We start from the raw sequence: 14,383 nt of genomic DNA on the forward strand, positions 1-14,383 counted from the left end.
ATGTTCTTGTAAAGTATATCTTAAAATTCAGGAACTTCTTGTATTCTCACATACGGGTGGCTCTGTGTTTTTTGCAGTGTATAGTAGCTGTTTAATCCAGAAATACCAACACTATTAGTTTTTTCTAAATCGATATCACCATTTACAAGAGCTTGGTCAGGAATGCTAAGATGCTCTATTTCTCCGATAATTAAAGTAGTGCCGTTAACTTTAATATCTATGGCTTCTTTAAAACGAAGTCCGATTTTAAAATGACTTTCTTCTACAAAAGGAGCTTTAAAATCATCTATATATTCAGCCGTAAGCTTACAACGTTCAAATTCAGAAATTTCAGATTCAAATTTAGCAGATGTATAATGTGCATTTTTAATAAATTCCGGATGTATATGGTTAATAGTATAATATGTAGTATCCTGAATATTGCGAATGGTATGTCCTACATCTTCTGTCTGTGGCCTGGCTATAAAACCGATTAGAGCAGGATCACTTCCTAAATGAACCACAGAGCTAAAAATGGCTAGGTTAGTCTGTCCTTCATTATTTATGGTTCCAATTAGATTAGCAGGTTTTATACCGGTAACGGCGTTTATAATTTTTAATCGTGTTACACGATCTAATTGTTTAATATCGTCTTTAGTGTAAATCATTATAGATTATCGTTTGCTTATTCTATTTCCTGAAATGGCTTTTTGTCTAGAACATTTAAATCGTGTAATATCCGGATTGCGTTTTTTTAAATGTTTCTGACTTACACCGCTATTTACGCGTTTACGCCAACGTTTAAAACTAGATGTTTTTAATTGACTACGCATTACTGTTATCACATCTTTTTCGGTTAAATTAAACTGAAATAGAATGGCTTCAAAAGGAGTACGGTCTTCCCAGGCCATTTCTATAATGCGGTCTAGTTCTCTTTCTGTAAAGTTTTGTGTTGTTGTAGACATGTGTAATTTAGATTTTTTCCCAGATTTGATCGGCGTTTAAATAAAAGCTACCAAGGGCATTAAATTGGCATTGTTCTGGCGCAATAATAGACAAGAATGTCTCTCCATTCTCTCTTTTGTATAGATGATATGTTTCACCAAGAATAGGTTCAAAAGTAAATTTAGCATCAAAAATAAGCTTGTTGTATTCAAACTGTTGCATCATCGTTTCATATTCAGCTTTTAATTCTAAATATTTCGATTTTACTTTATGATTAACTTTATTAATACTTCTGTTTTTCCACGGAATATTATCTGTAGTTGTAATTACAGGCGCTCCAACAGAACTCGCATACGGTTTTATCGAGGCATCGTATTGCTGTGTTTCAGTATTAAAAACGACATTATCAGGTTTTTTGTCTTCACCCATATTTATACACTGTTAATTCAATTTTTCAATTTTTTTCATAATTTCATCGGCTTCAAAAACTTTGTCGTCACTAAGTTTTCTGTTTGTGGTAGACAAACTATGCGCTTCTTTTAAAAGCTTTTCGTATTGCGCTTGCAATTTTTCTTTTTCTGATTTCTTTTTAAATAATCCGAACATCTATCTTTATTTAAGGTTAAAAAATTAAGATTTTTAATTTATATAAAGATACAGAATGTTTAAGAGCTTTATAATATGAAAAATATAGATGAACGGATTGCGTTATATATTTTCTGATTTGGGCTATAAATAGTACCACTACACGTAAATTAATGTAGCTTATGAGACGTTATCTATTTTAGTATATTGAAAAAAATTAGACATACTTTTACACTTAATTTGCAATTTAATTACTTTATGAAAATAGTATTTAGTTTAATATGCCTGTTGGCTTTACAGTTCGCATGTTTTGCACAATCTGATGAAAATTATTCTCAAGATTTTGTGTTTTACGACAGCTGTTCTGAATCTGTGATTATCCCAGAATATGAACTTGAAGCCTTTCCAAAGATGAATTATACCTTAATTACAGTGTTTGTTAAGCGTGGCGATTTAATAGGGCATTTTGTAGCATCTACACCAGCTGTGGGAGATACAATACGCATTCCTAAACTTTTATTTGCTTTCGATAATAAAAACGAATTTTTAGCTAAAAAATGGTGTAGTATGTTTTGCAATACCGTTTGTGATGGTCTACAAACCGAGTATTATCCGAACGGAAATTTGGGTGTACAAGGGCATTTTGATAACGGCAAACCTCTTGAAATTAAAACGTATAGAGAAAACGGAATATTAGTTACACAAGCCTTTTATAAAGGTGAAAGCCCAGATTTTTACAAAGTGAATTATTTTGATGAAAATGGTGATTTAGCTAAGTATCAATTATATACTTACACAAACACTCAGACTATAATTAAGTCTTACAATGTAGATGGTATTTTAATAGAAACAGAAAAACGAGAGAGAGAAGGTTAACCTGTTTAGAATGAAAGATTTCGATTAATTTTTCAAAATAAATGTTTAGATTTAACTTTTTAATATACAGATGACTAACAAATTAAAAATACCTTTTTCAGAGAAAATTAAATTTATAAAGATTGCCATCAAGAAAAATGGAGGCATCTTAATACTACTATGTTTCTTCTTGTTTTTAGGTATTGCAATGATTTGGTTTTCTTATCGAGCAGGAGTGCTTTTAATGGTGGCTTTTGGTATTTTTGTTACAGGTATGGCATTATTTACTATTGTTTACACCATTCCTTCTAGTGTAATGCATTATTACGAAAAAGAAGTTATTAAAAAGTATGGTGCATTTACAACGGCAGTTATTACTAAAAAAGAAATTGAAGACCACTCGTATATAGATGATGAAACTAAAAAAAAGGTTGAAGAAGTAACATATTTAATAGAATATACTTTTGAGTATAATTACAAACATTTTTCTGCTTTTTCAATCGTGGAGAATAAAGAGTTTTACGATCAATTAACTATTGGTTTGGATATTCCTATTAAATATTTAAAAACCAATCCGAACAAATCTTCGGTTCGGATGAGAAAGCTCAAAAATTCATTTAAAAAGAAAGTGCTGGCTTAAAACCTTCTAAAAACACATTATGAAATTACTAATTATGTCTGTATTAATATTTACAGTATGTACCAATACAGTTGCCGCTCAGCAGTCGTACAAAGATGCTGCAGGATTCTATAATTTATCGGCTTTTGAAATGGCATCTGGCCTTTATTTATTAGAAAATAAAACCTTCTTCTACTATGCGAGTTTTGGTAATGCCGATTTAAAATTATACGGTACATATACGATAGAAAATCAAAAGCTTCATTTAAAAACAGATGAAAATTTAAACCATGCATTTTATGTTTATGGTTCTAAACATGAAACGACACCATCTGAATTTACCTTAGAATATGGTCGACCTTACAATGGAGATGCAGAAGATTTAATAGTGAAAATTGGAGAAGAAGTATTTCCGCTTCCAAAATTTACAGCAGAACAAGATAGTGTGTCTATAACTTTAAAAATGGCTAAAACCAAAGTTATAGCCTTAGCGCTTAAGAAACCTGAAAGACAGTATTATGAAGGTGAAGTACATGATGAAACTCCATTAGTCTATGAGAGTGTACAGTTAACGGCAGACACCGATAAAGTGCTGGTATATCATAATTATTATTACGACATGACAACCCAAGTTTCACAAATGGATTATGGTATACAACAAAACACACTGACTCTGAAGGATAATCTTGAAAATAAAACCCTACAAAAAAAAGAGATTACTAAAGATGTTGAAGTAGAAATATTAGCATTTATAGATAACTTAAAGTCTAAATATTTAAATATTGTTATAGATGAAAAGACTTACAATAAGTTGTAGTTATTTAAATAGTTGTTTTTATTTTACAATATGTTAAAATACAATTAACTTACTTAATAAATTATCCCTAGAGTTTGTGAATATTTTTGCAAATAAACAGAAAGAATGGGATATCTAATTAGCATAATTGTGTTTCAAACACTTTTTGCTTTATTTCTTGTGCTTATAACACGTAGTAAAAAAGAGAAAAAAGTGTTTGAGAATATGCTGATCATGCTTCTTCTAATCATGTTAGTGCATTTGTCTATTAAGTTTTTATTTCTGCTCAAATTCAATGAAAACTCAACTCTATTTAACTTACCAACAAGTTTTAGCTTAATATATGGTCCGAGCTTGTATTTGTTGACATTTTATGCGCTCAAAAAGGAAAGAATGAAGTTTGCTTTTGTTCATTTTTTACCTTTTATAATTATGACATGTGTTTATGCGGTCTTATTAATTCAGTTGCAATCTTTTCCTTTACAAAGCAAGTTAATCTTACCATACTATGATAAATTAATGTATTTAGAAGGTCTATCTATTTTTGTTTATCCTATTTTTAATTTACTGAAACTTAATAAGCATAAAGCGCAGGTAGATCCTTTAAAGTTTAAACTCTTAAATGTTTTAAACTCTTTATTAGTAATAATGCCTCTATGCTTATTTTTAATACTAGCAATTTCAGAACCATTACATCTACAAATTCCGATAAGATTTGTGTACGTGTTTATTTTATTAATGGTGATTTCTATAGTAATATATAAGTTTAGAACTAAAGGATATATGGAGCTGGTTGAAGCTAATGATACTAACAATACAAGCTCTAAAGAAAAAAAATATACTAGTTCTAATTTAAGTGATACCGATTTAGATGACTATCAAGATAAAATAGAATCGTATTTTAAAACCAAAAAGCCCTATCTAGATCCCGAATTAACTCTACAAACACTGTCTTTAAAATGTGGTATTCCTAAACATCATCTCACTCAACTTTTAAATACCCGTTTCAATAAGAATTTTTATCAATTTATAAATGGATTTAGGGTGGAAGAAGTGATAGAGAAAATTCCAGAACATTTAAATGATCCTTTAGTCGATATCGCCTATAAATGTGGCTTTAATTCTAAGTCAACCTTCAACAATTACTTCAAAAAAATCACAGGATTAACCCCAAGTGAGTTCAAAAAAAGTCAAGATTTAAGCGCTTAACATTTTATTAAACTTAATGGTTTTATTTGTTAACATCTGTCAAGTATATGTAAATCAGTTGTTTGATTTTATTTTTTGTGTATCTCACACGAGTAGTACGTCTTAAATGTCCGTCTCAGGTACCCTAAACCTATTTTTTAAATGCAGCTCGCATATTTGCCGAAAATTAATCTAACAATAATGAAAACAACATTTCAATTTTTTAAATGTATAGGACTTTTATTTCTAGTTTTAAGTGGTAAACATATGCTTGCTCAAACTTCGGGACCTGCTGTAGACGTCTCAGAAAAGTATATTACTAAACCCACAAATGGAGAAACTTCTGAAATTATTGGAACAATTTCAGACGATTTAGGTCCGCTACCAGGAGCTAATATTATGCTTAAAGGTTCCGATAACGGAACTACTTCTAATTTAGATGGTCATTTTAACTTAGTTAATGTAAAGCCAGGACAACATGTTTTAGTGATTTCTTATTTGGGATACGAAACTAAAGAAATGGGTATTAATGTTCCTGAAAAAACACAAGTAAATGTAGGTACCGTTATTTTGTCTGTCGGATCAGAGACTTTAGACGAAGTGGTTTTAAATAGTGGGTACAGATCGTCGCAACAAAAAGCATTAAACATTAAAAAGCAATCGTTAGCCATTATGGAAGTTATGGCGTCTGATGCTATTGGGAAACTACCAGATCGTAATGCCGCAGAGGCAGTACAAAGAATGCCTGGTGTTTCTATAGAAAGAGATCACGGAGAAGGACGTTATGTTATTGTGAGAGGGACTCCGATAGCGTGGAACTCCACATTAATGAATGGCAGCAGAATGCCAAGTACAGAAGGTACATCAGATAATTCTACTGGAACACGATCTGCACCATTAGATGTGTTTCCTTCAGAAATGATTGAATTTGTAGAGTTGTCTAAGGCCATTACACCAGATATGGAAGGTGATGCCATTGGCGGGTCTGTAAACTTTATTACTAGAACAGCACCAAGCAAGAAAACTTTAAGTGTAAACTTAGGGTATGGCGCAAATTTTCAAGCAGAAAAACCAATCCAAAACGTTTCTGTAGTCTATGGAGATCGTGTTGCAGATGGTAAAATCGGATTTATGATTTCGGGTACGTATTGGAATAGAAACTGGGGAACAGATAATTATGAAGTGGTTTACGATGATAATTTCGCGATTAATAACTTGCAGCTTAGAGATTATTTAGGAACACGTACTACAGCTGGATTAAATGCTGGTTTTGAATATAAGCCAAACGCTGATACTAAAATTTATTTTAGAGGATTATACACCGATTTTCAAGATGATGAATCTGCAGTAGAACAAACGTTTGGATTTGCAGACGAAGAAATGTCTTTAAGAGTTAGACATGGTATTACAGGTATTACTTTATATGGTTCAGAAATAGGAGGAGACCACAGATTTGCAAGTGGAAAATTAGGAATAGATTGGAAAGCGTCCCTTTACGATGCAGAGATGGGAAATAGAAATGTTCCAAATTCAAAAGGGAATGGAGAAGCAGCGTATTATATGGCAACTTTTTCAACACCTGTTTCTTATAATAACTTAACTAGCGATGGTTATAAGTTTTTAGATATTGATTCGCCTGAGGGTTACAATGGTGATCATTATGATAACATACAACCGTATATGACAAGTACTGTAGGTGCAGATCAATTACAATTAGACAATCAAATCGCGTTTAAACAATATAGTAAAGAAACAGATTATACTGCCCAATTAGATTTTACTTATGAGCCTACAGATAAAGTAAAAATTAAAGCTGGTGGTAAATATAAAGCCATGAAATTAGAGCGTGGTTCTCCATACAGCTATTACTTGTATTTAGGAGGTAGTTATGGTGTCCCAGTAAATATGACCGATTATGAAACTACAAATTATTCATATAATGGTGGGTATTTAACAGAAATAGATAGTCCATACGATAATGTGTTAATTGATACACCTTTAAATAAAAACGAACTACCCAAACTGTTTACAGAAGAGAATTTAGACAACCCATTATATTATCATATTAATTTCGATAAAGAGAATCCGTCATCTGTTGGTGCATTCTATACCGGTAATGAAGATGTTGCTGCTGCTTATATCATGGGTGATGTAAATCTGAGTGAAAAGGTTAAAATGATTGCAGGTGTACGTTACGAACATACATCGCTTAAATATTCAGGATATGCAGTAACTACAGATGCAGACGGACAAGTAATAAGTGAAGTAGAGAACACTAACGATTTTGGGTCTTTACTACCTATGGTACATTTAAAATATACACCGTTAGATAATTTAAATTTAAAATTAGCGTATACTAGGTCTTTCGCTCGTGCAAATTTTTCAGACTTAAATCCAACAGAAACAGTAAGTGTAATTTCTAATCCAAATACAATATCTCGTGGAAATATCGGATTAGAACCAACTTACTCAAACAACTTCGATTTTATGGGAGAGTATTTCTTTGATAATGTCGGATTAATCACCGGAGGGGTGTTTTATAAATCATTAGAAAATGTTATTTATTCTGCTAGAAGTTACGAAACTATAGATGGCACTTTATATCAAGTTACCGAGCCAAATAACTCAGAAAAAGGTTGGTTAGCTGGTTTTGAAGTTGGTTTTAATAAACGATTAACATTCTTACCAGGGATCTTGAGTGGTTTAGGTATTGAAGGAAACTATACCTTTGCAGATTCTGAAATGGATGTGCCATCTTATGATGTTAATGAAACCACTGGAGATGTAACTGAAACAATCACAACAGAAAAAATTCCGAACCAATCACAACATATCTTTAACGCTGCATTATTTTACGAAAGAGGTGGATTTAACTTTAGATTGGCAGGAAACTACAAAGGAGAATCTTTAGCCGTAGTACAAGGGAATCCAGAAAATTACAGATGGTACGATAAGAACTTTACTATGGATTTATCTACATCTTATGCGATTACGCCAAAGTTAAAAGTGTACTTAGAGCTTAATAACTTAACTAACGAACCGCTTAGATACTATCAAGGAACTGCGGAACGTCCAGAACAAACCGAATATTATTCTTTACGAGGAATTATTGGACTTAACTACAACTTATTTTAAAACCGTTTACAATGCAAATAAATATATATAACAAAGTTATGCTGTTAATAGGCATAGCATGCGCTACTTCTTGTGCAGATTACGAAAAATCAATAGCACCACCATATACTTTAAATGAAATTATTTACGTAGATCGTTTAGCGACTAACGATTACGAACTGACTTTAAAAGATTCCGGAAACTGGACTGTGTATACAGGAACAGATACTAAAAATATAAACTGGAAGGATTCTCAAATATTATCTGAAGAACAAAAAATCATACAGGTAAAAAATAACACACCTAATAACCGATTGTTTTTTGCAGCAGTTAAAGATCAGGATACGTTGTTCCTTTCAGAGCGTGAAATAGATTTTGAAAACACCGTAAATTTTAGAGATATAGGAGGTATAAAAACAGTTAATGGCAAGCATACAAAATGGGGTATGTTATTTCGTTCTGGAGAACTTTCTGAACTTACAGATGCAGATTTAGCTTATATGGAAAGTCTTAATATAAAAACTATTTTAGATTTAAGAACCGATGAAGAAATAGAAGATAAGCCAGATATGTACCCGACAGGAGTAAAATGGAAACATCTGCCAATAGGAGATTTGGGAAATAAAGCCGATATGAACAAAATGATGGATACCATAAGAAATGCAGATCCAGAAACATTTGATGGGGGAAAATTAATGGAAGAATTGTCTGTGAAATTTATAAATAGTAAAACGAATTTTAAAGCGCTTTTTGCCGAACTCCTGAGTCAAGAAGGAGATAGAACACCTTTATTATTTCATTGTACTGCTGGAAAGGATAGAACAGGATTTTCATCTGCGTTTATTTTAAGAGCGCTTGGTGTAGATAAAAATACAATTATAGATGAATATACATTATCTAATTATTACAGATACGAATATAATGAAGAGACCGTAGAAAAAGCTGCTAAATTTTATGGTTTAGATCAGCGTATTTTAAGACCCATGATGAGTGTAAGACCAGAATGGCTTAAAAAAGGATTTGACGAGATTGACAAACAGTATGGGAGTTTCGATAATTATTTATTAGAAATTGGAGTAGATTCTACTGCAAAAGCTAATCTAAGAGCAAAGTTCTTGCACTAGATTTTTATAACTGTTTATTTTTTATAAACCTCTTTAAAGTTAAAATTTTAAAGAGGTTTTTTTATGTGATAAATTAAGTAATAGTTGGGGTTGTAAATGTTCTCTAATGTTTCCTTATCTCGGTTATTATACGGATTAATGTTAATTGAGTGTTAGCAAGGTTAACAAACCTTTATCATGAAAATAAGACATAGGGGAAACCTATATTTTGGGTACATATTTGTAAAAGAAAGTTGTTTTGTGAGCCATCATCACCAATAAAACAACCACAAAACAACACGCTTTTAAAGTATATATTAAATGATTTGTCTTTTACCAAAAAACCTACGCTCTAGTATTAAAAATGTACTATTAACACTAAGCTTTTCACTTTTAACAATTACCGCTTTTTCTCATGGCGATTTATCTATACGTATAGAAAAAAAGACACAAGAAATTTTAGAACACCCAAACAATCCAGAACTGTATTTTGAGAGAGGTTTACTCTATCAGCAACATGTAGAATACGTTAAAGCCTATAACGATTATTCAAAATCTAAAGACTTAGGATACACAAATAAAGTCCTTAGGTATAGAATGGCCGAGTTAAATTATTTAACTACAGACTATCAGACAGCCTTAATCGAAATTAAATCGTATTTAGAAATTGATGATAAAGATGTAAAAGCTAAGAAATTAGAAGCTCAGATTTATTATGAATTAAAAAATTATAAAGCGGCTTTAAAATCTTATCAATACGTCATGAATACCATGGTAGATATTCGTCCTGAAGATGTTTTAGAGTATTGCGACATCATTCTAGCAGAAGACTCTAAAAACTACAAAGCCGCTTTAAATGCACTAGCGTCTGGTTTAACTGCTCTGGGAGAAAACACCTTATCACTTCAACTTAAAAAATTAGATTATTTAATCGCTTCCAATCGGCACGATGAGGTTATAAAACAATACGATTATTTCATTCTTCAGTATAAGAGAAAAGAATTCTGGTATTACAAGAAAGCATTGTATTTGGTTAAAATTAATAAACCTAAAGCGGCCAATATCGCTTTAAAATTAGCCACCATATCTATTGAACAATTAGACACAAAATTTAAGAACATGAATTCAATTATAGAATTAAAAGCACAAATACAAAAATTAGAAAATTCCCTTAACACGTAGAACTTATAATTAGAAAAAGTACTTTTATGTTAATGATGCTCTTTACAGCGTATTCATTTTCACAAACAATTACTGTCGATATAGCCAGTGTATCCACAGGTACCGCCGAAGAAGACACTTCCGATGGTGATATTGCCATCGCCAGTTCCGATTTAGAATTTTATCACGATGGTGATACCGAACAGGTGGTAGGTATCCATTTTGAACAGGTTAATTTACCTGAAGATGCGGTAATTACAAATGCCTATATTCAGTTTCAAGCAGATCAAGAAGGTGCTGGAGATGTTACTGTAAACATTACAGGAGATGCAAGTGATAATGCAGTCGGATTGAGTGATAATGGCGATTACGGAATTTCGTCCAGAACAGCTACAACTGCAAATGTAGATTGGGCTATTGCGAGTTGGGTTGGACAAAAAGATGAAGCTTCAGAAAATCAAAGAACTCCAGATATTAGTGCCGTTATTACCGAAATTATAAGCAGAGATGGATGGGTTTCGGGGAATAATTTGGCTTTTGTATTTACAGGAGTATCACGTTCTGATGGGGCTTGGAGAGAAGCAGAAAGCGGAACAGCATCGGGCGGACCTATTTTACACTTGGTGTACACATCAGAGTCTGTAGAAGTAGGTGCAACCATTTCTACTGCAGATATCTCAATCAGTTCAGATAATGGTTCTGGAGAAGAAGATACAACAGATGGTTATGTGAGTGTAATAAGTTCCGATTTGGAATTTTATCATGATGGTGATACTGAACAAATTGTTGGACTTCATTTTGATAATATTAATATCCCTAAACATGCGACTATTAGTAAGGCATATATTCAATTTCAAGCAGATCAAGATGGAGCAGGAGATGTTACTGTAAATATTCAAGGCGATGATAGCGATAATGCTTTAGGTCTTAAAGATAATGGTGACTACGGATTGTCTAAAAGAACTGCAACCTCTGCTAATGTAGATTGGGATATTGCAAGTTGGGTTGGACAAATTGGTTATGCTTCAGAAAATCAAAGAACACCAGATATTAGTGCCATTATTTCAGAAATCACTTCTAGAGACGGTTGGGCTTTAGGAAATAGTATGGCTTTTACATTTACCGGAGTATCTAGGTCTGATGGGGCTTGGAGAGAAGCAGAAAGTAATTCTGATGGCACACCAACTTTACATTTAGAATATATTACTCCTCCTGCAGAAATTACAGTATATGGAAATAGCTTAACCATAGCGAGTGGAAATGTTACTCCTGATGTTTTAGACGATACTCAGTTTGGAGATATTGGTATAAATCAAATCGTAACTAAAACTTATACGATTACCAATATAGGCGAAGAAGCTTTAAACCTGTCAGGAGATCCTATAGTGTCTTTAACGGGAGATTCGGCGTTTACAATTAGTGTTCAGCCTGAAGTAGCGATTTTAGAAGCTGGAGAGCACACTGAGTTTGAGATAGAATTTATTCCAACAGCTATTGAAGCCTATACAGCCACGGTGTCTATTATTAATAATGATACAGATGAAAATCCATATACTTTTAATATAGCAGGAAGTGGAGCAACTCCAGTATTAGATTTAGATGTTTTAGGAAACGACATGCCAATAGAGAATGGAGATATCACTCCAGATGTATTAGATAATACAGATTTTGGGTCTATTTACACTTTTATTGAGCGTGTTAAAACATTTACAATTCAAAATACAGGTAATAGTGTGTTAACTATTGGATCTGTAACAAGTAGCGCAGATGATTTTACCATTATTAGTGCACCAGAATCGACTTTAAATATTGGAGCATCTACAACATTTCAAGTGTTGTTTACACCTTTAAGTGCTGCAGAAATTACATCTGTTATTACTGTTAATAGTGATGATGAAGATGATAATGTCTTTACCTTTACCGTTAAAGGAGAGGGAATAAATGGTACGTTCCCTGCTGCAATTTCAGCCGGCGATTCTTGGTTTTATTCTGCAGATGGCACAGACCATGGAACAGATTGGAGACTTTTAAATTTTGATCAAGGTAATTGGATAGAGGGAGCAACCGAAATTGGTTATGGCGATGGCGATGAAACGACAGATATTGGCCAACCAGCAACTCCAAGACCTATTACAACATACTTTAGAAAGTATATAACCATAGAAGATACGTCTCTTTTTAATAGTTTAGACATCGAAGCTGTTAGAGATGATGGTATTATAGTTTACATTAATAATGTTGAAGTTTGGAGAAATAATTTACCAACATCAGAAACAATTTCTTTTAACGATGAAGCAGAATCTGCTATTGCCGGAGATGATGAGTCTGCTTGGAATTCAAGAAGTGTAAGTGTAGAGCCTTTGGTAAATGGTGTAAATGTAATCTCTGTAGAGATTCACCAATCAGGGAGTTCTAGTTCAGACATTAGTTTCAATTTTAAATTAACGCCTAGCGAAGCACGATTACCTTCAGCATATATCGAACGTGGTCCGTATTTACAGTCCGGAACAGCTCATAGTGTTATTGTAAAATGGAGAACAGATAATGCTACAGAATCTGTTGTAAATTACGGAACCAGCTTAGATGCTTTAACTCTAAATGAAGTTAGTGAAGATTTAACCACAGAGCATGAAGTCGTATTAACAGGCTTAACTCCGAATACCAAATATTATTATAACATCGGGAATAACACCGAAGTACTATCTGAAAGTACAACAGGAGATATGTACGTTATTACATCGCCTGAAGCAGGAACAGACCAGTTTATACGTGCTTGGATTTTAGGAGATCCTGGAACAGCAAACACTTCGCAAAGAGAAGTGCGAGATGCGTATTACAATTATGTTGCAAACGCAACTGAGAATACAGGGAAAACAGATATGATGTTGTTTTTAGGTGATAACGCTTATAGTAGTGGTACAGATCTAGAATACCAATATGCGTTCTTTGATGTATACGACGAGATGTTGAAAAAATCTGTAGCATGGTCTTGCTTAGGAAACCACGATGGTTATACCGCAGATTCTGATACGCAATCTGGTCCGTATTACGATATTTATTCATTCCCAACTCAAGCAGAAGCAGGAGGAACAGCATCAGGTACAGAAGCGTATTATGCCTTCGATTATGGAAATATTCACTTTATCATTTTAGATTCTCACCATTCTAGCCGTGCCGTAGGAGATGCCATGTATAATTGGGCACAAACAGACATTCAAAACACGACACAGGATTGGATTGTAACCTTATTCCACCACCCAGCATATTCTAAAGGATCTCACGATTCAGATTATGAAGATAGACTTATCGATATGAGAGAAAATTTTATGCCTTTGTTAGAAGCAAATGGTGTAGATCTTGTTTTAAACGGACATAGTCATTCTTACGAGCGTTCTTATTTTATAAATGGACATCAAGGTGCTTCAAATACATTTAATATTGATGAGGTTTCTAATGGCGGACATACAGTTGGAGCAACAGGAAGCGGAGATGGTAAGGCAGATGGTACTGGCGTATATCAAAAAACTCTAGATGCTACCGAAGGTGCTGTTTATATAACAACGGGTTCTGCAGGTCAGACTTCTGGAGGAGATTTAAATCATCAAGCCATGTCTGTATCTTTAAACGAACTTGGATCTTGCGTTATGGAAATAGAATCTGATGGAAATGGCGGACAAAACCTAAACATTAAATTTGTTAGGGATAACGGCGATATCGATGATTATTTTACCATCAATAAATCTGGAGTTACTCTTTCTGTAGACCAGACAGATACTCAAGAAAATAGTATAAAAATATATCCAGTTCCTGCTAACGATTTATTGAACATAAAGGTTAATCTGAACGAAAATTTTAAAACAGCTAAAATTTATAACAATACAGGAGCTCTGGTAAAATCAACTACAGACGCGACTGTTAATGTTAGTAATCTAGCTTCAGGGATGTATGTTGTTGAAATAAAAACAGATAAAAACACGTATTACAAATCTGTTATTATTGAGTAAGTCATCCAATACAATATAGATAAAACCTCAACAA

General features: G+C 33.0%; 12 protein-coding genes. 8 read left to right on the plus strand and 4 right to left on the minus strand.

The genetic code is table 11. The features are described from left to right. Positions 1 to 20: 20 nt before the first annotated feature. The 4 genes from AST99_RS05605 to AST99_RS18550 are packed head-to-tail and all read right to left on the minus strand — an operon-like array spanning position 21 to position 1,530. Positions 21 to 647, minus strand: a complete 627-nt coding sequence (locus AST99_RS05605) for a flavin reductase family protein (protein ID WP_057780043.1) — start codon at positions 645 to 647, stop codon at positions 21 to 23. A gap of 6 nt (positions 648 to 653) precedes the next feature. Further along, on the minus strand, positions 654 to 944 hold the full coding sequence (locus AST99_RS05610; RefSeq protein ID WP_057780045.1) for a TIGR03643 family protein: 291 nt from the start codon (positions 942 to 944) through the stop codon (positions 654 to 656). Positions 945 to 951: 7 nt separating this feature from the next. Then, the gene (locus AST99_RS05615) at positions 952 to 1,353 is read right to left on the minus strand and encodes a DUF2452 domain-containing protein (protein ID WP_057780047.1); all 402 of its coding nucleotides are present in this window, start codon (positions 1,351 to 1,353) and stop codon (positions 952 to 954) included. Positions 1,354 to 1,365: 12 nt separating this feature from the next. Continuing rightward, positions 1,366 to 1,530: a Lacal_2735 family protein gene (locus AST99_RS18550; protein WP_057780049.1), complete on the minus strand. Its 165-nt coding sequence runs from the start codon at positions 1,528 to 1,530 to the stop codon at positions 1,366 to 1,368. A 237-nt stretch (positions 1,531 to 1,767) separates the two neighbouring features. Here AST99_RS18550 and AST99_RS05625 point away from each other — a divergent pair, with 237 nt between their 5' ends. The 8 genes from AST99_RS05625 (at position 1,768) to AST99_RS05660 (ending at position 14,349) form a co-directional block, all read left to right on the plus strand. Next, complete coding sequence (locus tag AST99_RS05625) at positions 1,768 to 2,385, plus strand: toxin-antitoxin system YwqK family antitoxin (RefSeq protein WP_057780051.1); 618 nt, start codon at positions 1,768 to 1,770, stop codon at positions 2,383 to 2,385. A gap of 70 nt (positions 2,386 to 2,455) precedes the next feature. Further along, on the plus strand, positions 2,456 to 3,004 hold the full coding sequence (locus AST99_RS05630; RefSeq protein WP_057780053.1) for a hypothetical protein: 549 nt from the start codon (positions 2,456 to 2,458) through the stop codon (positions 3,002 to 3,004). 19 nt (positions 3,005 to 3,023) lie between these two features. Then, entirely contained in the window at positions 3,024 to 3,800 is a 777-nt protein-coding gene (locus AST99_RS05635) for a hypothetical protein (protein ID WP_057780055.1), read from the plus strand. 105 nt (positions 3,801 to 3,905) lie between these two features. Then, complete coding sequence (locus tag AST99_RS05640) at positions 3,906 to 4,988, plus strand: helix-turn-helix domain-containing protein (RefSeq protein WP_057780057.1); 1,083 nt, start codon at positions 3,906 to 3,908, stop codon at positions 4,986 to 4,988. 180 nt (positions 4,989 to 5,168) lie between these two features. Further along, complete coding sequence (locus AST99_RS05645) at positions 5,169 to 8,102, plus strand: TonB-dependent receptor (protein ID WP_057780059.1); 2,934 nt, start codon at positions 5,169 to 5,171, stop codon at positions 8,100 to 8,102. 11 nt (positions 8,103 to 8,113) lie between these two features. Continuing rightward, positions 8,114 to 9,205 carry a tyrosine-protein phosphatase gene (locus AST99_RS05650; RefSeq protein ID WP_057780061.1) on the plus strand — a complete coding sequence of 364 codons (1,092 nt, stop codon included), beginning with the start codon at positions 8,114 to 8,116 and terminating at the stop codon, positions 9,203 to 9,205. A gap of 300 nt (positions 9,206 to 9,505) precedes the next feature. Further along, positions 9,506 to 10,366 carry a tetratricopeptide repeat protein gene (locus tag AST99_RS05655; RefSeq protein ID WP_057780063.1) on the plus strand — a complete coding sequence of 287 codons (861 nt, stop codon included), beginning with the start codon at positions 9,506 to 9,508 and terminating at the stop codon, positions 10,364 to 10,366. 32 nt (positions 10,367 to 10,398) lie between these two features. Beyond that, positions 10,399 to 14,349: a choice-of-anchor D domain-containing protein gene (locus tag AST99_RS05660; RefSeq protein WP_057780065.1), complete on the plus strand. Its 3,951-nt coding sequence runs from the start codon at positions 10,399 to 10,401 to the stop codon at positions 14,347 to 14,349. Positions 14,350 to 14,383 lie beyond the last annotated feature (34 nt).

Origin of the sequence: Formosa algae (assembly GCF_001439665.1) — a bacterium.
GTDB lineage: Bacteria > Bacteroidota > Bacteroidia > Flavobacteriales > Flavobacteriaceae > Formosa > Formosa algae.